This window comes from Campylobacter sp. US42a (assembly GCF_004379055.1).
Taxonomy (GTDB): Bacteria; Campylobacterota; Campylobacteria; order Campylobacterales; family Campylobacteraceae; genus Campylobacter_D; species Campylobacter_D jejuni.
The window spans coordinates 144,622-166,876 of record NZ_RYYK01000001.1 but is presented as its reverse complement, the minus strand read 5'-3'; the positions used below and the strand labels follow the sequence as shown (position 1 = coordinate 166,876).

Genomic DNA, 22,255 nt, shown 5'->3' with positions numbered 1-22,255 from the left:
GTATAATAGCAAAAAAGTTCTAAAGGAAAAATATGCTTTTAGGTGTAAATATCGATCATATCGCAGTGTTAAGACAAGCTAGAATGGTAAATGATCCTGATCTTTTAGAGGCTGCTTTTATAGCAGCTAAACACGGAGATCAAATCACTTTGCATGTAAGAGAAGATCGCCGTCATGCTCAGGATTTTGACTTGGAAAATATCATAAAATTTTGCAAAAGCCCTATCAATTTAGAATGTGCTTTAAATGATGAAATTTTAAATTTAGCTCTTAAACTCAAACCCCACCGTGTTACTTTAGTGCCTGAAAAAAGAGAAGAGCTTACTACAGAAGGGGGACTTTGTTTAAATCATGCTAAATTAAAACAAAGCATAGAAAAACTTCAAAATGCAAACATTGAAGTTTCACTTTTTATCAATCCTGGTTTAGAAGATATAGAAAAATCAAAAAATTTAAAAGCCCAATTCATAGAGCTTCATACAGGACATTATGCAAATTTACACAATGCACTTTTTAGCAATATCTCTCATACTGCTTTTGCTTTAAAAAAACTTGATCAAGATAAAAAAACCCTGCAAACTCAATTTGAAAAAGAATTACAAAATTTAAAACTCTGTGCCAAAAAAGGCGTAGAACTTGGTTTAAAAGTGGCTGCGGGACATGGTTTAAATTACAAAAATGTAAAATCCATAGTAAAAATTAAAGAAATTTGTGAGCTAAATATAGGACAAAGCATTGTAGCAAGATCTGTATTTACAGGACTTCAAAACGCTATTTTAGAAATGAAAGAACTTATTAAAAGATGAAAAAACTAGCCATTAGCATAGGCGATATAAACGGCATAGGACTTGAAATTTTAGTGCGTTCTCATGAAGAACTAAGCAAAATCTGCACACCTTTTTATTTTATCCACGAAAACTTGCTTGATAAAGCTTCAAAACTTTTAAATTTAAAACTTTTTAATGCAAAAATTGTAGCTTTTAAAGATGACAAAGACTATGAGTTTAATTTTATAAAAAAAGAAAATTCTCTTGAAATTTACTCTTTTTGCCTTCCTTTAGGCTTTAAAGTGGATGAAAATTTTGAAATCCAAGCCGGAGAAATAGATGCAAAAAGTGGACTTTATAGTTTTTTAAGCTTTAAGGCGGCAAGTTATTTTGTCTATGAAAAACACGCCCATGCCTTGCTTACTCTGCCTATACACAAAAAAGCTTGGGAAGATGTAGGACTTAAATACAAAGGACACACCGATGCTTTAAGGGATTTTTTTAAAAAAAATGCCATTATGATGTTAGGTTGCAAAGAACTTTTTGTAGGGCTTTTTAGCGAACATATACCTTTAGCTAAGGTGAGTAAAAAAATCACTTTTAGAAATTTAAGTATCTTTTTAAAAGATTTTTACAAAGAAACGCATTTTAAAAAAATGGGACTTTTGGGGTTTAATCCTCACGCTGGAGATTATGGAGTTATAGGTGGAGAAGAAGAAAAAATCATGGAAAAAGCTATAGCCTTTGTCAATGCCTTTTTACACTCTAAAAAAGATGAAAAATTTTTCAAAAAAGCCTTAAAAGATGAAAATTTACAAAAAGAATTGCTTTTAAATTTTAAAGGCAAGGGCGTTTATCTACCCTATCCTTTAGTAGCTGATACAGCTTTTACCAAGGCTGGTTTAAAAAACTGCAATCGTTTAGTGGCTATGTATCACGATCTTGCCCTTGCTCCTTTAAAGGCCTTGTATTTTGATAAAAGCATCAATGTGAGTTTAAATTTACCTATCATACGCGTTAGTGTTGATCATGGCACGGCCTTTGATAAGGCCTATAAAAATGCTAAAATCAACACTAAAAGTTATTTTGAAGCAGCTAAATTTGCAATCAATTTAAGTCCTAAAGCTTAAATTTAGCCCTAGAATCAATCAAATCTTCTTTAGCTAAGCTGTCTATAAAATCTTGCAAATCTTTATTGGTATTTAAACTTTGAGTGAGTAAATTTTCATATTTATCAACTTTATTTTTAAAAATTTGCCCTAAAGCTTCTTTAGTTTTTGTATCTTTTTTTGCTCTTTGCGTAAGCTCTAATAAAGCTTTAGCATAAGCTTCTTGCATGCAATCACTTGCATTGAGTAAAGGTAAAATAGGATTTTCCCCTGCTTTTGTATTTTGCATATTTTTTATACAAATTTTTCTTTCTTTAATCATCTTTTTTGAAATAGCTTTAAAATCTTTTTTCATCTTTTCGTCTGCTTTTTTTGAAATATTTTGATACAAACTACTATAAATGTTATCTACTAAAGCAAGTTTTTTATTATCAAATTCATTACGCACGCCAATTTCATTGCATATCATAAGCTCATCATCACTTTTGCCATCATCTTTCACCTTAGAACAATCAAAACTAGGTTTTACTTCATCTTTGTAAATAAGCTCATCAAAACTCAAAGCCCCTAAACTCACCAAACTTAAACCGAGCAATAAAATAATTTTTTTCATTTTTACTCCTTTAAAATTTTTATTTTATTTTAACAAAAATATTTTGAATTTTTTAAGGAAATTAAGCCTTTATTTTATTATAATGCGTTTTTATTTTTTATAAGGAAATTAAAATGCAAAATTACAAAAAAGCTCTTTTTGCACTAGCTCTTAGTGCTTTTTGTATGGGTGTAACCGAATTTGTCATGGCAGGAGTTTTGGTTGATGTTGAAGCGTATTTTAGCGTAGATGCAAAAACCGCAGGATATCTTACAACTTTATATGCCATAGGTGTTGTTATAGGTGCTCCTCTTATTACTATACCTTTAAGTCATTTTCATAGACATACACAACTTTTAATCAATCTTGGAATTTTTGCTTTAGCAAATTTCATCATCTTTTTTAGCCAAAATTTCTATCTTACAGCATTTGCGCGTTTTATAGCAGGAACACAGCATGGGGTGTTTTTTGTCATTGCTACCTTAGCTGTAAGTGCTATAGTACCTAATGATAAAAAATCAAGTGCTCTAGCTATAATGGTCACAGGACTTACCGTAGCCTTAGTTACTGGAGTACCACTTGGAACTTTTATAGGACATTATTTTGGCTTTAAATTTATCTTTTTACTTATTTTTATCATTACAAGCCTAGCATTTTTTGGAGTATGGCATATGATGCCCAAAAATTTACATCCTAGTCCAACAAGTCTTAAAAATCTAATCCCTGCTTTTTCGCATCAAAATTTGTTAAAAACTTATACTATAACCATTTGTAGTTGTGGGGCTCAATTCGTTCTTTACACTTATTTGCAAAAATTACTTGTAGAAATAAGCGGTTTTAAAGTCCAAGATACAGCTTATATCTTGCTTTTATATGGAATTTGTGCAATTTGTGGGAATTTATGGGGCGGAAAAATAGTAGATAAAAAAGGTGCTATTTTTTCCTTGCGTCTTATTTTAAGCATACAAGTTCTAGTATTTTTAAGCGTATTTCTCACCATGCATTCTAAAATTTTAATCATTTTTAGCGTAGCTTTGATAGGATTTTTTGCCTTTTCCACTATACCTGCGCTAAAAATGCTTAGCATTGCTAAAGCTAAACGCCATACTTATAAAGTCATAGATAGTACAGTAAGTGTGAATGAAGCAGCTTTTAATGTAGGCATAGCCTTAGCAAGTTTTTTAGGTGGGATTGTTTTAGCAGGATTGGGTATAGAATTTAATGCTTTATTTTCGGCACTTTTTGTAAGCCCTGCTTTGATTTTTGCCTTACTTTTTGCCAAAGATAAATTAAATTATAAAAAATTTCAAAGAAAAAGTTTAAAAAAGATATAAATTGGAATAGAAATTGCTTGTTTGTTTAATGTAAAGTTAAATAAAGGAGGAGAAAATGGTAGTAGATAATACTCAAAAAACATCAAATGCTATTTTTAGCACCACAACAAAGGTTAAAGAGAAAAATACTTCAGCAGATGAATTTCAAGCCACATTAAATGAAGTAAAAAACAAAGAAGAAAAGGAAGAAGAAAAAACAAGCTCAAGCAAATTTACTAACGAAGATATTGATCTTAGTGCTGTTAGAGAAGATTTTAGATCTTATGCTTGGCAAAAAATGAGAGAAGATCAATACAAAAAAAATGAGGAGACTTTGCTAAATAAGCTTTTTGCTACAATTGACGCAGGAAATACCACAAACAATACAAAGGCTTAGTATACAAATCAAAACTCAAACTACACAAACGAGAATTCCAATAATTCTCGTAAAATTTCTCATAACTCTGGATAAAATGAAAAAATTTATTATTTCCTCCATATGAAGAAAATATAGAAAAAGTGACCAATTTAATTTATCAAATTCTGTTATAATTTTGCTAAAAACAAAGGAAAATAATGATTTTTATTGATGCTTGCTTTAAAAAACCTACACCCTACACCCCTATTTGGATGATGCGTCAAGCAGGAAGATATTTGCCAGAATATATGGAAGTAAGAAAACAAGCGGGTGATTTTCTCTCTTTATGTAAAGACTATAAAAAAGCTTCTGAAGTTTCTTTACAGCCTATTGATATTTTAGATGTAGATGCAGCAATCATTTTTTCAGATATCTTAGTTGTTCCTCTTGAAATGGGTATGAATTTACGTTTTGAAAAAGGAGAAGGGCCTGTTTTTGATAATCCTATTTCAACCCTAGAAGACTTAGAAAAACTTGACGATCAAAATGCACATAAAAAATTAAATTATGTCTATGATGCCTTAAAGCTTACTAGAGAAAAATTATCTCAAAACAAGGCTTTAATAGGATTTTGCGGAAGCCCTTGGACTATAGCTACCTATATGATAGAAGGAAGCGGAAGTAAAAATTATGCAAAGTGTAAAAAAATGCTTTATCAAAACCCAGAACTTTTACATAAAATTCTAAATAAACTAACTCAAGTTTTAAAACTTTATTTAGAAGAGCAAATTAAAGCAGGTGCCAATGCTATACAAATTTTTGATAGCTGGGCAAGTGCTTTAGAATATGATAAGTTTTTTGAATTCTCTTTTAATTATATGCTTGAAATTTCAAATTTTATTAAAAGCAAATACCCAAATATACCTGTAATTTTATTCCCTAAAGGCATTAGTGGTTATTTGGATAGAATCGATGGTAATTTTGATGTTTTTGGGGTTGATTGGAGTACTCCACTTGATTTAGCACGCGATAAACTATCACACAAATACACTCTTCAAGGCAACATGGATCCTTGTAGACTTTATGATAAAAATGCCATCAAAGAAGGAGTGGAAAAAATACTAAAAACCATGCAAAATAAAGCTCATATTTTCAACTTAGGACATGGGATCTTGCCTGATATTCCTGTTGAAAATGCAAAATATTTTATCAAGCTTGTACAAGAAAGTTCAGCTAAATGAAAATACTCTTTGGTCCTGTTAGCTCTAGGCGTTTTGGAAGATCTTTGGGTATAGATTTAAGCCCTAGTAAAAAACAATGCAATTTTGATTGTGTTTATTGTGAGCTTGATCCAAAAAAAGCCCAAGAAAAACAGGATGAAGTTATCAGCATAGATAAAATTATCTCCGAAGTTAAAGTTATGCTTGAAAAAAATGTTGAATTTGATTTTCTTACCCTTACTGCCAACGGAGAGCCTAGTCTTTATCCTTATTTAAATGAGCTTATTTTATCTTTACGCAGCATTGCTAAAGATAAAAAATTGCTTATTTTAAGCAATGGTACAGCTGTATTAGATGAAGACAAATTTAATGCTTTGCTAAAACTAGATGTAGTCAAATTTAGCCTAGATAGTGCAGTTGCTAAAACTTTTTATCGTATTGATAGAGCTTTAAAAAACATTGACTTAGAAAAAATGATAGAAAAAATGGTAGATTTTAGAGCTAGATTTAATGGAGATTTGATTATGGAAATTCTAGTTGTTAAAGATCTTAACGACAATGAAGAAGAATTTAAAGCACTTAATCAAGCTTTAAAAAAAATCATGCCTTTAAGGGTTGATCTAAGCACCATAGATAGACCTCCTGCTTATGCCGTTAAAAAAGTAAGCGAAGAAAAACTTTTAGAACTTTCTAAACTTATAGATTCTACTCCTGTACTCTTAGCCAAAAGGCATTATGAAGGTGAAAAACTAAGCTTCAATGAAGAAGAATTATTAAAAATGCTTCATTTGCGCTCACAAAGCGAAATAGACATTGAAGTGAAATTTGATGAACAATCCAAAACTCTCTTAAATCAACTTATCAAAGAAAAAAAGGTAAAAATTCTCGATTTAGCTGGAGTTAAATTTTATAAAGTTTAGGCCTTTGGCAAATACTTTCTAAGTAAAGTTATAAGATCATTTCTACTTACATCACTTAAAACTTCGCTCACACAATCAAAATCCCTAACTTTTTCCTTTGAAAAAAAGATGATATGACTTTGTGGATGCTGTTTTTTATAAGCACTTAGCAAATTTCTCATTTGCTCAAGATCAAATTTAATTAATTCATAATCAAGCAAAATCAAACGATAAGTCTCCTTGCTTAATTCTTGTTTTAATTGACTAAAAGAATTTATACATACATTTTTATCGCATTGTTTTTCTATTATATTAAAAAATAAGGTTGCATCAAAATCATTTTGTTTAAAAAGCAATACATTATTTTGATAAGGGGTTTTAAATTTTAAAGTGCAAACCTTATCAAGCTTGTTTTGCAAAATATTTTCAAGATCTTTTTTTTCAAAAGGTAAAGTTAAAAAATACTCATAATGTGTATTTTTATGGCGACCCATCACTATAAAATCATAGTTTTTCTTTACATTTTCATTTAAAATTTTATCCTTGATAAAAATCAAATGAAAGTCATTAACATCAAAACTTAAATTTTTAAAACAAGTGCTTTCTATGCCAAAATACGAAAGTAAATTTGCAAGTAAAAAATTCTCAAGCTCATCATTATTAACTATAGCCACACTTGCTTCAAACTGCAAAACCTTTCCGTGAGATGTCCCTATAATGCTTTTATGATGCTCTAAAGCCTCATTTAATTCTAATCTAATTTGATCTTTTTGAGAATTTAAGGCATTTAAAATCAAAGAATTAATTTCTTTATTATACCCTTCATTTAAGCAACGCATTGCATTGGATATATTTCCAAGCTGATATAAATTTTCCTCCAATAAATGCAAATATCTATCTTTTTCATGGGATATTTTAGTTAAATTTTGACCCGTAGTTTCAAATTTTTCCTTTAACAAATCAAGCGCACTATCAACATCAATCTTTTTTTGAAAATTTAAAAAATCATTTTGCATGTAAAAAATTTTTTGATATATTTTGTTTATATTTCTATTTTGTCTAAAAGCAAAAATAAAAAGTGTTAAAGATAAAACAAAAATGCTAGAAAACATACCTATTTTCAGTTGTTCAGCAACACTATCAAGCTTTGAGATATCAATACTTAAATACGCTAAAATTAGATTAAAAATAAAAATTATCCCTGCTAATATCAAATCAATTTTCCTTTATCTTTTGTGCCGCTTTCTTGCCTACAAGCATTGCAAGATCTTTAAAATCAGCCTTATATATAGATTCAAAATTTCCATAATACGCTAAAAGTTTTTGTATAACCCCTGAACTAAGTCCTAAATTTACAAGCTTAGAACTATTCAAGTCCTGTTTTTTCTTAGTATTTTGATGAAAGCTGATAGCAAAACGGTGTGCTTCGTCTCTTAATTTCTGTAAGAATTGTAGTTTTTTATCGTTAATACTTAAGCTAAATTCTCCTTTTAAGGAATGAATTTTATCTCTAGCACCTCCTTTAGCCCTATGTGCTTTTGCATCGATTTTTTCTTTTGAAATAGCTAAAATATCGACATTTGCCCCACTACTTACAATGATTTCTTTAGCCAAATCAAGCAAAGCCTTTCCTCCATCTATAAGCCATAAGTCAGGAGGGGGTATTTTATCAAAGTCCAAAGCCCTACGCATTAAAACTTCACGCATTTGATCATAATCATTTTTATGTTTTAAATGAAATTTGCGATATTTTGACTTATCCCAAGAATTTGCACTATAAGTTACCATAGCTCCAACATTTGCCACGCCTTGCAAATGAGAATTATCAAACACTTCTATACAAGAGGGTAAATTTTCAAGCTCAAAATAAGACTTTAATTCTTTTTGTATAGTAAAACCATGATTTTTTTGCTCTTTTTCTATATTTAAAAGTGCATTTTGAAAAGCCAAATCACAAATTCTTCTTTTTTCTCCTATTTTAGGGATTTTAATACTGATTTTTTTATCAAATCTTTGGCTTAAAATTTCTTCCAAAAGCACTCTATCTTCAAATTCTTCATAAACATAAATAACATTTGCAAGCAAAGGAATGTCCATACTAAAATTTTCTAAAATCAATTGCTTATAAATTTCATTTTTATCCCATTGTATATCATTTTTTATAGGAGTAATCTTAGAATTTACACTGATAATTTTTCCATTTTGCACTACAAAACGCAAGGTTGAAAGCATGGAATTTTCAAAAGCTAAAGCAAATACTTCAAAATCTTCTAATTTTGCAATATCTATTTCAACCTTAACTTCTAAATCCTTAATCGTTGCAATCTGATCTCTTACTTTAGCTGCTTCTTCGTAATTTTCATTTTGCGCTAAAATAAGCATTTGTTTTTCTAAGTTTTTAAGCAAAATACTAGGATTTAAAAGCGCGTGCATAGCCTCATCTAAAATTTCAAGGTATTTTTCCCTGCTGATGCGTTTATCACAAGGTGCAAGACAACGAAAAATTTGATAAAAAATACAAGGGGATTTACAACTTGCTTTTTGCTTTAAAGGATAGTATAAATAAAGCGCATCTAAAAGCTCTCTAGCGCCTTTAAAAAAAGGGCCAAAATATTTAATTTTGCTTTTTTTTACTAATTTTCTAGTGATCTCAAAGCGTGGAAATTCTTCTTCAAAATCCACATAAATATAAGGATAAGTTTTATCATCTCTTAGTAAAATATTATATTTTGGATGCAGTTGTTTGATAAAAGAATTTTCTAAAATCAAAGCATCGGCTTCTGAATTAGTAGTGATAAATTCCAAATGCACTGTTTCTTCAATCATTTTTTGAATTCTTAAAGAATTTCTTGGGTTTGCATGTAAATTTGGAGTAAAAGCGAAATAAGATTTGACACGATTTTTAAGATTTTTAGCCTTACCTACATATAAAAGCTTTCCTTCTTGATTGAAGTATTGATACACTCCAGCGCTATTAGGAAGAGTTTTTAACTCATTTTCTAAATTCTCTTTAGTCAAGATTAGAACCTTTTTTTATAAGCTCTCTTAAATCTTCAAATTTCTTAAATAATTTTTCATCTTCAAAGCAATTTTTAAATTCACCCTTAGAAAGCTCCAAATAAGAATTTTTAGAGAGTTTTTCATCATTTTTGTTTTTATTTACTGTATAAGTGTATTTTTGAGAAAAGATTTTTATATCTTTTATATCAACAAATCCACTTAAAGGATATTTTTGTCCATACGCTTTTATGAGAAATTTAATATAAATTTTGCTATCATCATGATTTAATTCTTGATAAGCTGCTGGATGTAAGGTTATTATATTTAAAATATGATTTTTTACATAAATTTTAGCAATCAAACGTTGCTTAGCAGGCGGAAAAGAACTTAAAAAATCTTTGCAAAAAAATAAGGTTTTTAAAGGCTTATAATGAGGTTTATCCATCAATTCATTAATAACAGCACTAGCGTTTTTAGTCATCTTAATATTATTTCTTTTTCCCATAAGATGATTTTAGCATTTCTTTTCTTAATTTTCTTCTGTGCTTGCGGATATAAAGGCAACCCTCAATACACAAGCTATGAACAAAATGGTTCGGTAAAAACCATTAAAAAATACGAACAATTACATAGGTGGTAAATAATGAAAAAAGCAGATATTTTAGTTTTGGACTTTGGCTCTCAATACACTCAGCTTATAGCAAGACGCTTAAGGGAACAAGGGGTTTATGCAGAAATTTTACCTTTTAATGTGAGCTTAGCTGATATTAAGGCGAAAGAACCAAAAGGTATTATTTTAAGCGGAGGTCCAGCAAGCGTATATGCAACTGATGCGTATTTTTGCGATAAAGGTATATTTGACTTAGGTTTACCTATTCTTGGAATTTGTTATGGTATGCAGCTTATGGCACATCATTACAAAGCTACAGTAGCACCTGCAGGACATAAAGAATACGGCAAAGCAAACATAGAAGTTAAAAAAGATAGCGCTTTATTTAAAAATCTTCCAAAAAAACAAACTGTTTGGATGAGTCATTCTGATAAGGTAGAAAATTTACCTCAAGGTTTTGAAGTTTTAGCCACAAGTGAAAATAGCCCTTTTTGTGTTTTTGGCAACGAAGATAAGAAATTTTTTGCTCTGCAATTTCACCCAGAAGTGCAACACAGTGAATTTGGCAAAAATATCTTAAAAAATTTTGCTAAATACGCTTGTAATTGTGAAAGCGTTTGGAATATGGGTTCTTTTGCAAAAACTCAAGCAGAAAAAATCCGTGAAGAAGTAGGCAATGATAAAGTGCTTTGTGCAGTAAGTGGCGGAGTAGATAGTAGTGTAGTTGCTGCACTTTTAGCTAGTGCTATAAAAGAACAAGTTATAGTAGTTTTTGTAGATAATGGACTTTTAAGAAGCGGAGAAAAAGAACAAGTTGAATTTATGTTTAAAAATACCTTAGGTATCAATCTTATCAGTATTGATGCAAGTGAAATTTTCCTAAGTCGCTTGGCTAATATTAGAGATCCTGAGCAAAAAAGAAAAATCATAGGAAATACCTTTATAGAAGTTTTTGAAGAAGAAGCAAAAAAACATAAAGATGTAAAATATCTCGCTCAAGGCACACTTTATACTGATATCATAGAAAGTTCTGTTGTGGGTGCAAGCAAAACCATTAAAAGCCATCATAATGTAGGGGGCTTACCTGAAAAAATGAATCTTAAACTCATAGAGCCTTTAAAAGAAATTTTTAAAGATGAAGTGCGTGCTTTAGGGCTTGAGCTTGGACTTAGCAAAGAAGTAGTTTATCGCCATCCTTTCCCTGGGCCAGGGCTTGCTATACGCATTATGGGAGAAGTAAATCGCCCTAGCTTAGAACTATTGCGCAAGGCTGATGTAATTTTACTCGAAGAACTTAAAAGTACAGGTTGGTATGATAAAACTTGGCAAGCATTTTGCGTGCTTTTAAATGTTAAAAGCGTTGGGGTTATGGGGGATAACCGCACTTATGATAATGCAGTTTGCATACGCGTTGTAGATGCAAGCGATGGTATGACAGCTACTTTCTCGCATTTACCTTACGAAGTTTTAGAAAACATAAGTCGCCGTATCATCAATGAAGTAGAAGGTATAAACCGCGTTGTTTATGATATCTCAAGCAAACCACCTGCAACCATAGAATGGGAATGATCCATTTTTTCTAGCTCTTATTTTTATTATAAAATTTTTATAAAAATAAGGCTAGAATTTATTCAAGAAATTTCAAGGAAGAAATATGCATGGAAAAATAGCTATTTATATGGATTCTACAGGACGTGGAACCGTTACAAACTCAGCAAATACCTTTTTTGACTTCAATCGCCAAATTTGGAATGATAAAAAAAGTATGCCAAGTGTTGGTATGCTTGTGGAATTTAGAACTCTTTCTAGCGAAAAAAAAGCAGAAGACGGCAAGCCCGTTCAAACAAGCAAAACCATAACAGGTATAAAACCTTCAAAATTTCAAGAATTTAAAGAAGGGGATTTTATCACTGAGCATGATTTTTGGAAAACTGATAATGATGATGAATTAGAAGACTTGCAAAACTCAAGAAGAAGTGCTTATATAACAGAACTTTATAGAACGACAGACTTTGACACTATAGAAAAAATTCCTCTTTCTTTTACTATACCTCAAGCTATACAAAAATATTTTGCCCATGAAATTTTATCCGTAGAAACGCTTCAAGCCAATCTACAAGATGAAAAGGAAATTCCTTGCATACTTGATTATCTTATACTTAAAAGATTTTTATTTAAAGCTTATGATACTTTAATTTTTATGGATAATAGCATAGACCAAACCCAATTTAGTGCATTAAAAAGCATCATGATGCATTTAGAGAATTCATACAAGCAAATGATAGCTGATCAAAAACCAAATATCACTAAAATTTTTAACGAAACTTTTTTATCTTTGCAGTGTCATTACCAAGCTTTAGTAGCCACCATAGATACAAGAAAAAATCGTCTAGCCTCGCTTGAAGCACAAATGAAAACTTTACAATCTGAAATAAATCTTAAAAGCAATGCGGCCAATGCAGACCCTGAAAAACTTAAAGCAAGGCAAGAAAGATTAGCTAAACTACAAAAAGAAGCAGAATACTACAGAACAACACTAAAAAGACTTGATGCTATAAGGGAAGATTTTTATAAGAAAAATTACAATATTTTCGAAAATGCTTTTAAACTTTCACGAGAAAAGCTCTTTAAAAAAATTGTCACAGGTTTAAATCTATGCGCAACCATAATGGATGTTAAAATTTGGCACTTATCTTTAAAATCATCAGGGGTTAAAAATTCTTATTTTACTATGAGTAATATAGAAAATTCTTTCTGTTCTCTTTCTTTTGCAGAACATTACTTAAGTCGCTTAAACAAATCCGCTCTAAATCCTTTTGATCAAAAACTTTTAGTGTATATTCAAAAAATCACAAAAGAACAAAGAAAAAAATTTTTAGTTGTCACATCGGATTTAGATTTATTATGCAAATTAAAAATTGAAAACTTTTCACAAAATCCGTATTATTTAGTAAAATACGCACCTAAAAAAGTGAATTATCAGTCTTTAATGCGTGATAACACCTTTGATATAGTCTATATTGATGAAAAACATGTTTGGGAAAATGTTGCCGATATTATTTTACAAGGAAAACATTTTGACAAATCAGGAAAAACCAAATTTAAACTGATTTAAGACATAGAAATTTAAGCTAAATTAAGTTATAATTTCCTTGCCTAAACAGTTTGTGGTATTTAAAGCGATCCAACACATTTTTATTAACTGCGATTGTGTGATTTACCGTGTTCTGTGGCATCGTTTGAGCTTTGAAAAAAGCGAGAAGTTGCAGCCTTTAAAAATTACCTAGCGGTTTTCTTTGACTTTTTGGGGTCAATCTTTGTTAAACGGCTGTTTGGGTTTAAAAGGAGATATAAATGAAAATAATGATTTTGGGTAGTGGTGCAAGAGAATATTCTATTGCTTTAGCCTTAAGAAGAGTAGACAAAAATTTAGAGTTTTATTTTGCTCCTGGAAATGGCGCTACCGAAAGTCTTGGAACAAATTTAAACCTAAAAGATCCAGTAGTTTTAGCAACCTATGCAAAAGAAAAAGGTTTTGATCTTTGTATAGTAGGAAGTGAAAGTTTTTTAGCTGAAGGGGTTGTAGATATTTTTAAACAACAAGGACTTGCTATTTTTGGGCCAAGTAAAGCTGCTGCAATGCTTGAAACCTCAAAATCTTTTATGAAAAGCTTTCTTAAAAAATACCGCATCAAAACAGCCAAATTTTTAAACACAAATGACATTGAAAAAGCAAAAAATTTTATATATAGTTTAACCCCTCCTATAGTAGTAAAAGCCGATGGACTTTGCGCAGGAAAAGGTGTTATTATAGCTAAGACTCATGAAGAAGCCATAGAAGAAACAGCTAAAATGCTGAGCGGAGAAAGCTTTGGAGATGCTGGAAAACTCGTTGTAATTGAAGAATTTTTAGATGGTTATGAATTAAGCATTTTTGCAGTATGTGATGGCAATGATTTTGTTTTACTTCCTGCAGCACAAGATCACAAAAAATTACTCGATAATGATCAAGGGCCAAATACTGGTGGAATGGGTGCTTACGCCCCTAGCTCTTTAGCGAATGAAAGTTTGCTTAGAAAAGTTCAAAAAGATATTATTTTACCGACTTTAGCAGGCATGAAAAAAGAAGGAGCGGAATTTTGTGGCGTTTTATTTATAGGCGCTATGATCGTTGGAAATAAACCTTATGTATTAGAATTTAATGTTCGCTTTGGCGATCCTGAATGTGAAGTTTTAATGCCTTTAATCGAAGATCCTTTAGAGCTTATTTTAGCTGCTACTCAAAGACGCTTAAGACACGCAAAAATCAAAATCAAAAAAGAATTTGCAGTAGGGGTTGTATGCGCGAGTGAAAACTATCCTTACAAAAGTTCACCAAAAAGTGAAATTACTGTAAATAACATTCCTGAAAACTCTCATATTTCTTATGCTGGAGTAAGCCTAGAAGATGGCAAATTAATGGCTGATGGTGGAAGAGTTTTAGTTTGCGTTGGCACAGGAAAAAGTATAGAAGAAGCGCAAAAAAATGCTTATAAACTTTGTGATAATGTAAATTTCAAAGGAAAACAATACAGAAAAGACATCGCTCATCAGGTTCTTAAATGAAAGAAAATTTACAAGACCGCTTAGAGCGTGAAAATCTAAAAATAGCAAGTTTTGGAAAAAGAGTTCTAGCTTTTTTAATCGATGATATGGTTATTTCTTTGATTGTGCTTATCATTTTTTATGATCGTCTAATCCAAGCAAAAGATTTATTTGAAACGACTCAAATTATAGGAAATTTTTATCTTGGCTTCATCTTGCTTCATTTTAGTTATCAAGCAATTTTTACTTATCTTTATGGGGCAAGTTTGGGAAAAATATTATGCAAAATTATCATCTTGGATGAAAACCTTCTTGACAAACCCAATCTCATCCAAAGTTGCATCAGATCTGCCATAAGACAAGTTAGTGCTATGGCGTTTATGCTTGGGTTTGCTTGGGCTTTAAGTAATGATTTACGCAAAGCTTGGGAGGATTATCTAGCAAGGACAATAGTAGTCGATGTGGCGTAAATTTTCCCTATTGCTAGGAACTAGCATAGCTTTAAATGCAGCACAAGTTGATATTTACGCTCTTGATGCAAAAAAAGAAGGTGATATTCTTACTGCAAACAATGATGTTATTATTTTTTCTGATTTTTATTTCATCACTGCCAATAAAGCAATTTACAATGAAAAAACCGGAGATGTTGAGCTTTTTGGCGATGTTAACATCCTAAGGGGACAAAACGAAAGATCACATTCTGATTATGCTAAAATCAACCTAAATTCCAATCAAGCCGATTTTAGTAATTTTTTCTTTTCCAATAACAATCTTGAAGTATGGTTTCAAAGCAAAACAAGCCATCTAAATGATAAAGTCTTTGAAAGCAAAATTTCAGCAGTTTCAAGCTGCAATGTTGAAGATCCTGATTGGGAAATTCGTTTTTCAAAAGGCTGGCTTAACCGAGAAACCAATTTTGTTCATCTTTACAATGCAAGATTATATGTTAAAAATACCCCAGTTTTTTATCTACCTTATTTTGGATTTAGCGCTGATACTCATAGACAAAGCGGGCTTTTAATCCCAAAAATCGTTTTAAAAAGTAGCGAAGGCTTATACTATGAACAACCTATTTATATAGCCACTCAAGAAAATTGGGATTTAGAACTTGATCCGCAAATTCGAACAAACCGTGGTTTTGGACTTTATTCTACTTTAAGATTTCTTGATTCTCCATATTCAACAGGAGAATTAAATTTTGGTGCTTTTAGGGAAAATAGCTCCTATTTTCACGATGAAAATTTGAAAAATCAAACCCACTATGGAATAGAACTAAAATATTCAAGAGATGATTTAATCAAATCTTTACTCAGTGATAATTTTCAAGAAGGCCTATGGATAGATGCAACCTATCTCAACGATGTGGATTATTTAAATTTAGGAAGTAGGGATTATCGAGATCTTAACTCGCTTGTAACCTCCAAAATCAATTATTTTTTAGCCGATGAAAACAATTTTTACGGAGCTTATGCAAGATATTATATCGACACATCTAAACTTAGCAACAATACAACCTTACAAGAATATCCAAGCTTTCAATATCATAGATTTTTAAATAACCTTTTTGATGAACGCTTGCGTTATTCATTTGATGCTTCATTTCATAATTTTTACCGACCTGCTGGTTCTTATGCAAATGAGCTAAATTTAGACTTGCCTATCTCGTATCACAACGCTTTTTTTGGAGACTTTTTACACTTTACTTTTACAGAAAGATTTTATGCTTCTTTTGTAAATTATAGCAACGATCCCGAAAGAAACCATGAGCATTATTTCAGAAACACTCATGATTTTAATCTCTACACCGATCTTTCAAAAGCTTATGAAAATTTCTTTCATACTTTAAATTTAGGGGTGAATTACATTTTGCCAGGAGCAAAATCAGGTAAAATCACGCAAGATTATCTTGAAGAATACGACAAAGAAAACGAACATGCAAGTCTTTATGCTGTGCAATATTTCTATAACAACGAAGGACAAAAAAAACTCAAACACAGAATTTCACTTGACTATCTCAATAAACAAAATGAATTCTATGAACTTGAAAATCTTTTAACTTATTATTTTAATGAAAACATCAATCTCAACAGCGAAGTGCTTTACTCTTATGAGCAAAGTCGCTTTACCAATGTCATCAGCCAAATAGAAGTCAATACAAATTCAAAATTTAATTGGATGTTTTCTCATGCTTATCAAAACGATGAGTATGGAAAATATAGCTTTATTGGTACAAGAGCAAATTATATTGCCACGCCTAATTATAATTTATTTGGTGGAATTTGGTTTGATACTCAAAGAGCTCATGCAAACATGTGGGAACTTGGCTATACCTACCAAAGAAAATGTTGGAACTATTCTTTAATGTATAGAGAAAGAATCGATCCACAACTCACAAGTGGTGGCATCACAGCTAAAAATCAAAGCGGAGTTTATTTTATTTTCAACTTCTATCCTTTAGGAGGAGTAAAATACGATTTCTCTTTAGCAGAAAGTGAAAACAAAATTTAAAAAGGATGAAATTTGCTAAATATTTTAAAAAATTTTACGAATTTATTATCTGGTAAAAAAGGAAAAATAATGCAATACAGCATAGAAATTAACAAAAATACAGAAATATTTGATATAGACAAAGTCGCCAAACAAGCTGCCGGTGCTGTTTTAATGAGACAAGGCAAAAGCGTTGTTCTAGCTACAGTTGCAAGAGAAGAAAAACAAGTTGAAGAAGATTTTTTACCTCTAACCGTCCAATACATCGAAAAAGCTTATGCCGCAGGAAAAATCCCTGGTGGTTATGTCAAAAGAGAAACCAAACCAAGCGATGCAGAAACCTTAACAGCACGCATTATTGATAGAAGCTTACGCCCTCTTTTTCCAAAAGGCTATGCTTATCCGACTCAAATCGTTGTGATGGTTCTCTCAGCTGATCCTAAAGTAGATTTGCAAGTAATGAGCTTAAATGCCGCAAGCGTGGCACTTTATCTTAGTGATATACCTATGAAAGCTCCAGTATGTGGTGTGCGTATAGGAAAGATAGATGGAAATTTCATACTCAATCCAAACAATGAAGAACTTCAAAATAGCACCCTAGATCTCTATGTAGCAGGTGTAAAAGATGAGCTTTTGATGATAGAAATGAGAGCCTTGCCTGATCAAAAAGAAAATGAAATCTTTATCGAAGCTCCCTATGCTGATGTTTTAACTCAAACCACTTCACAAAATATGAATGAACTTAGCGAAGATGAAATTTTAGAAGCTCTAAATTTAGCTCAAAAAGCTATATTAAATGGTTCAAATGCTTATGAAGAAGCCTTTAGCAAACACAAAAAAAATTCTCAAATCGAACTAAAAAATGAGATTGAACATCCTGAAATTTTAGCTTTTATAGAAAATAATTTCCAAAAACAAATCAAAGAAGCCATCAACCAAATGGCAAAAAGCGAAAGAGCAAGCGAACTAAATAAAATTGCTAAAGAAATTTTAAATCTTGAAATCGCTAAAGACTGGAGCGAAGAAAGTGTCTTAAATACCTTAGCTAAAGTCAAACGCAAACTTATTCGTGAGCAAATTTTAAATGAAGGTAAAAGAGCTGATGGTAGAAGTTTAAACGAGGTACGTCCTATCAGTATAGAAACCAATATCTTGCCAAACGCTCATGGCTCTTGTCTTTTCACTCGTGGACAAACTCAAGCTCTAGTGGTTGCAACCTTAGGCGGAGAAAACGACGCTCAAATGATAGACTTGCTTACAGAAAAAAATCCTATAAGCGAACGCTTTATGGTAAATTATAATTTTCCAGGTTTTTCAGTAGGCGAAGCAAGTCCTATCAAAGCTCCAGGAAGAAGAGAACTAGGACATGGAAATTTAGCCAAAAGAGCACTTTATCCAAGCGTGGATGAAAACTATCCTTATGTAATCCGCTTAGTCAGTGAAATTTTAGAAAGCAATGGCTCAAGTTCTATGGCAACGGTTTGTGGCGGATCTTTAGCCTTAAAAGCAGCAGGAGTGCCAAGCTTAAAACTTGTTGCAGGAGTAGCCATGGGGCTTATCTTTGAAGATAGCAAATTTGCTGTTTTAACAGATATCATGGGACTTGAAGATCATGATGGGGATATGGACTTTAAAGTAGCAGGAAGCAAAGACGGCGTTACTGCTCTTCAAATGGATATAAAACTAGGTGGAATCGATCAAGAAACACTAAAACAAGCTTTATATCAAGCCAAAGAAGGAAGAATTCACATCCTAAATATCATGGAAGAAGCTGCAAAAGAAATCATAGTCAATGAAGAAGTTTTACCTAAACTTGAGCTTTTTAGCGTTGATCCTTCAAAAATCGTTGATATCATAGGACAAGCTGGAAAAACCATCAAAGAAATCATAGAAAAATTTGGCGTTTCTATAGACTTAGATCGCGAAAAAGGTGAAGTAAAAATAGCAGGTAGTCAAAACGAGCAAATCAAAGCCGCAAAAGACTACATCATAAACATCACAAGCTCTCAAAAAGGAACTAAAAAAGGCTCTAAAGACAAAGATATATCAGGCTTTGAACTTGGGCAAGAATTTCAAGGTATTGTTAAAAAAATCGCTCCTTTTGGAGCCTTTGTGGAACTTAAAAATGGTGTTGATGGTTTATTGCATAGTTCAAAAAGCAAGCATCTTAATTTAAGCGAAAACCAAAGCTTAAAAGTTAAAATTAGCGAAATTAAAAACGGAAAAATTTCTGTGGATTTGTGTGAGTGAGTGAATTTCTAACTCATCCTTTTGAGCCTTTTTTTGACAAAGATTCTAAAATCTTAATTTTAGGATCTTTTCCTTCTATTAAATCAAGACAAGACGGCTTTTATTATCAACACCCAAGAAATCGTTTTTGGCCTATACTAGAAACACTTTTTGATGTAAAATTAGAAAATATCACAGAACAACAAGCCTTTTTAAGAAAAAAACATATCGCTCTTTGGGATGTACTTCAAAGTTGCAAGATAAAAAATTCAGATGATAAAACCATAAGTTATGCAAAAGCTAATGATTTAAGCTTAATCCTTTCTCAAGCCAAAATCCAAGCCATTTTTACCACAGGACAAAGTGCTTATAGATTTTTTGTTAAATTTCACCCTCACTTAGAAGCCATAGCCCTACCCTCAACTTCTCCTGCAAATTTAAATTTTTCTTTTGAACAGCTTTTACAAAACTATGAAATAATCAAAAAATTTACAAAATAACAAACTAAGCATTACCCCCCCCCAAGTAAAACAAGAAAAAAGCTAGTTAATATCTAGCTTTTGTGTGTTATCCTTAAATTCAAATTCCACTCTCTTAGCTCCAAAACCTTTAGCAATAGCTTCTAAAGTATCCTTAGCGCTTTTATGAATTTTGCTTTCTAAATTTTGGATAAGATTTAAAGACAAGTCTTTAACCTCATCTTTGGCTTCTTTTATGAGTTTGTTTTTATCACTTTCGCTAAAACTAATCCCCGTACTATTGATAGAATCAGGCAGTAAAAAAGGTAAAAATTTAGCATTTTTTTCATCATAAAATTTCATATCTATGATGCTGTGTTTGTATCTACACTCTGGCATGATGATCTTATAAGCATCGTCCCCTAAAGGCAAAATATCAAAGTTTTTATCCCTTAAATCATACAAGAAAGTGATCTCAAATTCAAAAATCAAAGCAATCTGTCTTTCACTCAAAGACCATCCTAAAAGATTTTTCCAAATTCCATTAAAAGCGCTATCTTTTTTAGTGACAATCTCTTTACTAAAAACTTGAAAAACACTTAATTCTCCTATGGATTTAAGCTGCATGATATCGCTAAAACTTTGCGTGCTTTTTTCTTCTATTTTAGGGCTTTTATACTGCCTAAAAAGCACTACAAACAAAAGTACAAGTAAAATCATCACTAAAACAAATAAAATCATTTCCATTTTAAACCTTTCTAAATTTATAAACCTTGATTTGAAAAGATATATTTTTTCTCAAACGCTAAGAAAATAAAAGCATTAATGATAAAAATCAAACACACAAAAGTAAAAACAAATTCCACACTAAAATGTGAAGCCATAAGCCCTCCGCCAAAAGCTCCACAAAAATTTCCCAAAAATTGACAAGTTTGATTAAAACCAAAAATCACACTTAAATTTTTAGCACTCACACTTTTTTTAAGCAAGGCATTCACACAAGGCAAAAGCCCTCCAAGTCCTACACCTATAAGTAAACGCACGAAAATAAGCGTATAAACATTACTTACTACAGCCTGCAAATAAAAGCAAATTCCACAAAATATCAAAGCTCCAAAAATAATCTTACTAGGCCCTATCTTATCGGCGATTTTTCCAAGTTTTGGTGCGAAAAAAAGATTGCTAATCCCACTTGCAGCCACTACTATACCCGCCCAAAGAGCCAAATTTCCACCTTGATGAATTTGCTCAACATAGATACTTAAAATCGGCATCACTCCAAAAGTACCAAATTGTATCACAAAAGTAGTGATAAAAAGAACGATGATAAGGGTTTTGTTTTCTTTCACTTTTTGAGTATTTTTCTTCGCCTCTTTTTGAATTTTTCTCTCATGGATGAAAAAATAAATCGTCACAAAAGAACAAGCGATCAAAAAAGCCACCATATCAAAAACCGCACTAATACTAAAAAATTCAGCCACAAAGCCACCAAACAAAGGCCCAAGCAAACTTCCACTTATAGAAGCCGTAGAAAGAGTTCCTAAAGCATAAGCCACTTTTTCTTTAGGTGCTATCACAGCGATAAACACAACAGCAGCAGAAGTAAAACCCGAAATTATCCCTGTTAAACCCCGCACAAAAACTACTTCTAAAGCACTATGAGCAAAGCTAAGCCATAAGGTTAAAACCGACATCCCAAAACTTGCACGAAGAAGCATATTTTTATAACCATACTTTGCACCCAAAAAAGCCCACAAAGGTGAAAAAACAGCCATAAAAAGTGGAGTGATCCCAAAAGCAAGCCCTGAGTAAAACGCTATTTCACTCGTATCAACATGTCCTAGTTCTTTGATATAAAAAGGCAAAATCGGAGCGATTTGACTAAGCCCCATACTTGTGGTAAAAACACCAAACCAACACACAAGCAAAGTTCTATTGAAATTTTCCATGGATTTATTGTATGATATTTTTTATAATTTTTAATTAAAACTCAAGGATAGAAATGAAAAAAATACTCTTTATATGCTTAGGCAATATATGCCGTTCGCCTATGGCAGAATTTATCATGAAAGATCTTGTCAAAAAAGCAAATTTAGAAAAAGAATTTTTTATAAGCAGTGCTGGAACTTCAGGAGAACACGATGGAGAAGGTATGCACTATGGGACCAAAAACAAACTTGCTCAACTTAATATAGAACACAAAAACTTCGCAAGCAAAAAACTCACTCAAAAGCTTTGCGATGAAAGCGATTTTTTAATCACCATGGACAATTCTAACTTCAAAAATGTTTTAAAAAACTTCACCAACACCCAAAACAAAGTTTTAAAAATCACTGATTTTAGTCCTAGTCTAAACTACGATGAAGTCCCTGATCCTTGGTATAGCGGGAATTTTGATGAAACTTATAAAATTTTATCCCTAGCTTGTAAAAATTTACTTGTTTTTTTATCAAAATAATTTAAAACAACTATATATTACTTCTCGTTTACTTTTTAGGCTTATACTTCTAAACGAACCGAAAAACATTCATAAGAAAAACTCCTTAAAATTACACGCCTAGCTTAAATCCCTTTAGCTAGGCTTTTCTTTAGATGTTTTTATCCTTCGGATTTAAAATTTTTACTATTT

At 31.5% G+C, this 22,255-nt stretch carries 20 protein-coding genes; 14 read left to right on the top strand and 6 right to left on the bottom strand.

Annotation, left to right across the window (positions count from 1 at the left end; all coding sequences use genetic code 11):
* Window positions 1-32: 32 nt before the first annotated feature.
* Together ELQ10_RS00810 and pdxA are read left to right on the top strand one after the other, a co-directional pair.
* Window positions 33-806, top strand: a complete 774-nt coding sequence (locus ELQ10_RS00810) for a pyridoxine 5'-phosphate synthase (RefSeq protein ID WP_133401496.1) — start codon at window positions 33-35, stop codon at window positions 804-806.
* Window positions 803-1,897 (top strand): 4-hydroxythreonine-4-phosphate dehydrogenase, encoded by a 1,095-nt coding sequence (gene pdxA, locus ELQ10_RS00805; RefSeq protein ID WP_133401497.1) that lies wholly within the window; start codon window positions 803-805, stop codon window positions 1,895-1,897. The genes ELQ10_RS00810 and pdxA overlap by 4 nt, the downstream gene beginning before the upstream one ends.
* Here the strand turns inward: pdxA and ELQ10_RS00800 are convergent.
* The gene (locus tag ELQ10_RS00800; protein WP_133401498.1) at window positions 1,887-2,489 is read right to left on the bottom strand and encodes a hypothetical protein; all 603 of its coding nucleotides are present in this window, start codon (window positions 2,487-2,489) and stop codon (window positions 1,887-1,889) included. The genes pdxA and ELQ10_RS00800 overlap by 11 nt on opposite strands.
* 113 nt (window positions 2,490-2,602) lie before the next feature.
* Here ELQ10_RS00800 and ELQ10_RS00795 point away from each other — a divergent pair, with 113 nt between their 5' ends.
* From ELQ10_RS00795 to ELQ10_RS00780, 4 genes are all read left to right on the top strand, one after another.
* Window positions 2,603-3,802, top strand: a complete 1,200-nt coding sequence (locus ELQ10_RS00795) for an MFS transporter (protein ID WP_002892757.1) — start codon at window positions 2,603-2,605, stop codon at window positions 3,800-3,802.
* Window positions 3,803-3,857: 55 nt separating this feature from the next.
* Window positions 3,858-4,178, top strand: coding sequence for an invasion antigen CiaC (gene ciaC / locus ELQ10_RS00790; RefSeq protein WP_134250048.1), 321 nt, complete (start codon window positions 3,858-3,860; stop codon window positions 4,176-4,178).
* Window positions 4,179-4,357: 179 nt separating this feature from the next.
* Entirely contained in the window at window positions 4,358-5,380 is a 1,023-nt protein-coding gene (hemE, locus tag ELQ10_RS00785) for a uroporphyrinogen decarboxylase (protein WP_134250047.1), read from the top strand.
* Window positions 5,377-6,279, top strand: a complete 903-nt coding sequence (locus ELQ10_RS00780; RefSeq protein ID WP_134250046.1) for a radical SAM protein — start codon at window positions 5,377-5,379, stop codon at window positions 6,277-6,279. The genes hemE and ELQ10_RS00780 overlap by 4 nt, the downstream gene beginning before the upstream one ends.
* On the opposite strand, the gene ELQ10_RS00775 is transcribed toward ELQ10_RS00780, so the two are convergent.
* From ELQ10_RS00775 to ELQ10_RS00765, 3 genes are read right to left on the bottom strand one after another with little or no spacing between them, the layout of a single operon-like run.
* Window positions 6,276-7,472, bottom strand: coding sequence for a hypothetical protein (locus ELQ10_RS00775; RefSeq protein ID WP_070304766.1), 1,197 nt, complete (start codon window positions 7,470-7,472; stop codon window positions 6,276-6,278). The two genes, ELQ10_RS00780 and ELQ10_RS00775, sit on opposite strands and share 4 nt — an antisense overlap.
* Window position 7,473: 1 nt before the next feature.
* Complete coding sequence (gene uvrC / locus ELQ10_RS00770) at window positions 7,474-9,276, bottom strand: excinuclease ABC subunit UvrC (protein WP_070304768.1); 1,803 nt, start codon at window positions 9,274-9,276, stop codon at window positions 7,474-7,476.
* Complete coding sequence (locus tag ELQ10_RS00765; RefSeq protein ID WP_070304770.1) at window positions 9,269-9,763, bottom strand: hypothetical protein; 495 nt, start codon at window positions 9,761-9,763, stop codon at window positions 9,269-9,271. Before ELQ10_RS00765 ends, uvrC begins: the two co-directional genes overlap by 8 nt.
* A 138-nt stretch (window positions 9,764-9,901) precedes the next feature.
* Here ELQ10_RS00765 and guaA point away from each other — a divergent pair, with 138 nt between their 5' ends.
* The 7 genes from guaA to ELQ10_RS00730 all read left to right on the top strand — a co-directional run bounded on the left by guaA (window position 9,902) and on the right by ELQ10_RS00730 (window position 19,668).
* Window positions 9,902-11,437: a glutamine-hydrolyzing GMP synthase gene (gene guaA, locus ELQ10_RS00760; protein ID WP_134250045.1), complete on the top strand. Its 1,536-nt coding sequence runs from the start codon at window positions 9,902-9,904 to the stop codon at window positions 11,435-11,437.
* 85 nt (window positions 11,438-11,522) lie between these two features.
* Window positions 11,523-12,983: a hypothetical protein gene (locus ELQ10_RS00755; protein WP_002933663.1), complete on the top strand. Its 1,461-nt coding sequence runs from the start codon at window positions 11,523-11,525 to the stop codon at window positions 12,981-12,983.
* A 239-nt stretch (window positions 12,984-13,222) separates the two neighbouring features.
* On the top strand, window positions 13,223-14,473 hold the full coding sequence (purD, locus tag ELQ10_RS00750; RefSeq protein ID WP_002859311.1) for a phosphoribosylamine--glycine ligase: 1,251 nt from the start codon (window positions 13,223-13,225) through the stop codon (window positions 14,471-14,473).
* On the top strand, window positions 14,470-14,922 hold the full coding sequence (locus tag ELQ10_RS00745) for an RDD family protein (RefSeq protein WP_070304772.1): 453 nt from the start codon (window positions 14,470-14,472) through the stop codon (window positions 14,920-14,922). Before purD ends, ELQ10_RS00745 begins: the two co-directional genes overlap by 4 nt.
* Window positions 14,912-16,960 (top strand): LPS-assembly protein LptD, encoded by a 2,049-nt coding sequence (locus tag ELQ10_RS00740; RefSeq protein WP_070304775.1) that lies wholly within the window; start codon window positions 14,912-14,914, stop codon window positions 16,958-16,960. Before ELQ10_RS00745 ends, ELQ10_RS00740 begins: the two co-directional genes overlap by 11 nt.
* A gap of 69 nt (window positions 16,961-17,029) precedes the next feature.
* On the top strand, window positions 17,030-19,189 hold the full coding sequence (locus tag ELQ10_RS00735) for a polyribonucleotide nucleotidyltransferase (RefSeq protein WP_070304805.1): 2,160 nt from the start codon (window positions 17,030-17,032) through the stop codon (window positions 19,187-19,189).
* Window positions 19,186-19,668, top strand: coding sequence for a DNA-deoxyinosine glycosylase (locus tag ELQ10_RS00730; protein ID WP_134250044.1), 483 nt, complete (start codon window positions 19,186-19,188; stop codon window positions 19,666-19,668). The genes ELQ10_RS00735 and ELQ10_RS00730 overlap by 4 nt, the downstream gene beginning before the upstream one ends.
* 42 nt (window positions 19,669-19,710) lie before the next feature.
* Here ELQ10_RS00730 and ELQ10_RS00725 read toward each other — a convergent pair whose 3' ends face one another.
* Together ELQ10_RS00725 and ELQ10_RS00720 are read right to left on the bottom strand one after the other, a co-directional pair.
* Window positions 19,711-20,373, bottom strand: coding sequence for a DUF4230 domain-containing protein (locus ELQ10_RS00725; protein WP_002859315.1), 663 nt, complete (start codon window positions 20,371-20,373; stop codon window positions 19,711-19,713).
* A 17-nt stretch (window positions 20,374-20,390) separates the two neighbouring features.
* The gene (locus ELQ10_RS00720; RefSeq protein WP_052782837.1) at window positions 20,391-21,575 is read right to left on the bottom strand and encodes an MFS transporter; all 1,185 of its coding nucleotides are present in this window, start codon (window positions 21,573-21,575) and stop codon (window positions 20,391-20,393) included.
* A gap of 53 nt (window positions 21,576-21,628) precedes the next feature.
* On the opposite strand from ELQ10_RS00720, the gene ELQ10_RS00715 reads away from it, so the two are divergent.
* On the top strand, window positions 21,629-22,084 hold the full coding sequence (locus ELQ10_RS00715; RefSeq protein WP_052800689.1) for a low molecular weight protein-tyrosine-phosphatase: 456 nt from the start codon (window positions 21,629-21,631) through the stop codon (window positions 22,082-22,084).
* Window positions 22,085-22,255: the final 171 nt, after the last annotated feature.

What these genes read in the sequence shown, in the direction of transcription:
- ELQ10_RS00810 (WP_133401496.1), top strand. Translation starts at nt 33, where the DNA reads ATGCTTTTAGGTGTAAATATCGATCATATCGCAGTGTTAAGACAAGCT.
- pdxA (WP_133401497.1), top strand. Translation starts at nt 803, where the DNA reads ATGAAAAAACTAGCCATTAGCATAGGCGATATAAACGGCATAGGACTT.
- ELQ10_RS00800 (WP_133401498.1), bottom strand. Translation starts at nt 2,489, where the DNA reads ATGAAAAAAATTATTTTATTGCTCGGTTTAAGTTTGGTGAGTTTAGGG.
- ELQ10_RS00795 (WP_002892757.1), top strand. Translation starts at nt 2,603, where the DNA reads ATGCAAAATTACAAAAAAGCTCTTTTTGCACTAGCTCTTAGTGCTTTT.
- ciaC (WP_134250048.1), top strand. Translation starts at nt 3,858, where the DNA reads ATGGTAGTAGATAATACTCAAAAAACATCAAATGCTATTTTTAGCACC.
- hemE (WP_134250047.1), top strand. Translation starts at nt 4,358, where the DNA reads ATGATTTTTATTGATGCTTGCTTTAAAAAACCTACACCCTACACCCCT.
- ELQ10_RS00780 (WP_134250046.1), top strand. Translation starts at nt 5,377, where the DNA reads ATGAAAATACTCTTTGGTCCTGTTAGCTCTAGGCGTTTTGGAAGATCT.
- ELQ10_RS00765 (WP_070304770.1), bottom strand. Translation starts at nt 9,763, where the DNA reads ATGGGAAAAAGAAATAATATTAAGATGACTAAAAACGCTAGTGCTGTT.
- guaA (WP_134250045.1), top strand. Translation starts at nt 9,902, where the DNA reads ATGAAAAAAGCAGATATTTTAGTTTTGGACTTTGGCTCTCAATACACT.
- ELQ10_RS00755 (WP_002933663.1), top strand. Translation starts at nt 11,523, where the DNA reads ATGCATGGAAAAATAGCTATTTATATGGATTCTACAGGACGTGGAACC.
- purD (WP_002859311.1), top strand. Translation starts at nt 13,223, where the DNA reads ATGAAAATAATGATTTTGGGTAGTGGTGCAAGAGAATATTCTATTGCT.
- ELQ10_RS00745 (WP_070304772.1), top strand. Translation starts at nt 14,470, where the DNA reads ATGAAAGAAAATTTACAAGACCGCTTAGAGCGTGAAAATCTAAAAATA.
- ELQ10_RS00740 (WP_070304775.1), top strand. Translation starts at nt 14,912, where the DNA reads ATGTGGCGTAAATTTTCCCTATTGCTAGGAACTAGCATAGCTTTAAAT.
- ELQ10_RS00735 (WP_070304805.1), top strand. Translation starts at nt 17,030, where the DNA reads ATGCAATACAGCATAGAAATTAACAAAAATACAGAAATATTTGATATA.
- ELQ10_RS00725 (WP_002859315.1), bottom strand. Translation starts at nt 20,373, where the DNA reads ATGGAAATGATTTTATTTGTTTTAGTGATGATTTTACTTGTACTTTTG.
- ELQ10_RS00720 (WP_052782837.1), bottom strand. Translation starts at nt 21,575, where the DNA reads ATGGAAAATTTCAATAGAACTTTGCTTGTGTGTTGGTTTGGTGTTTTT.
- ELQ10_RS00715 (WP_052800689.1), top strand. Translation starts at nt 21,629, where the DNA reads ATGAAAAAAATACTCTTTATATGCTTAGGCAATATATGCCGTTCGCCT.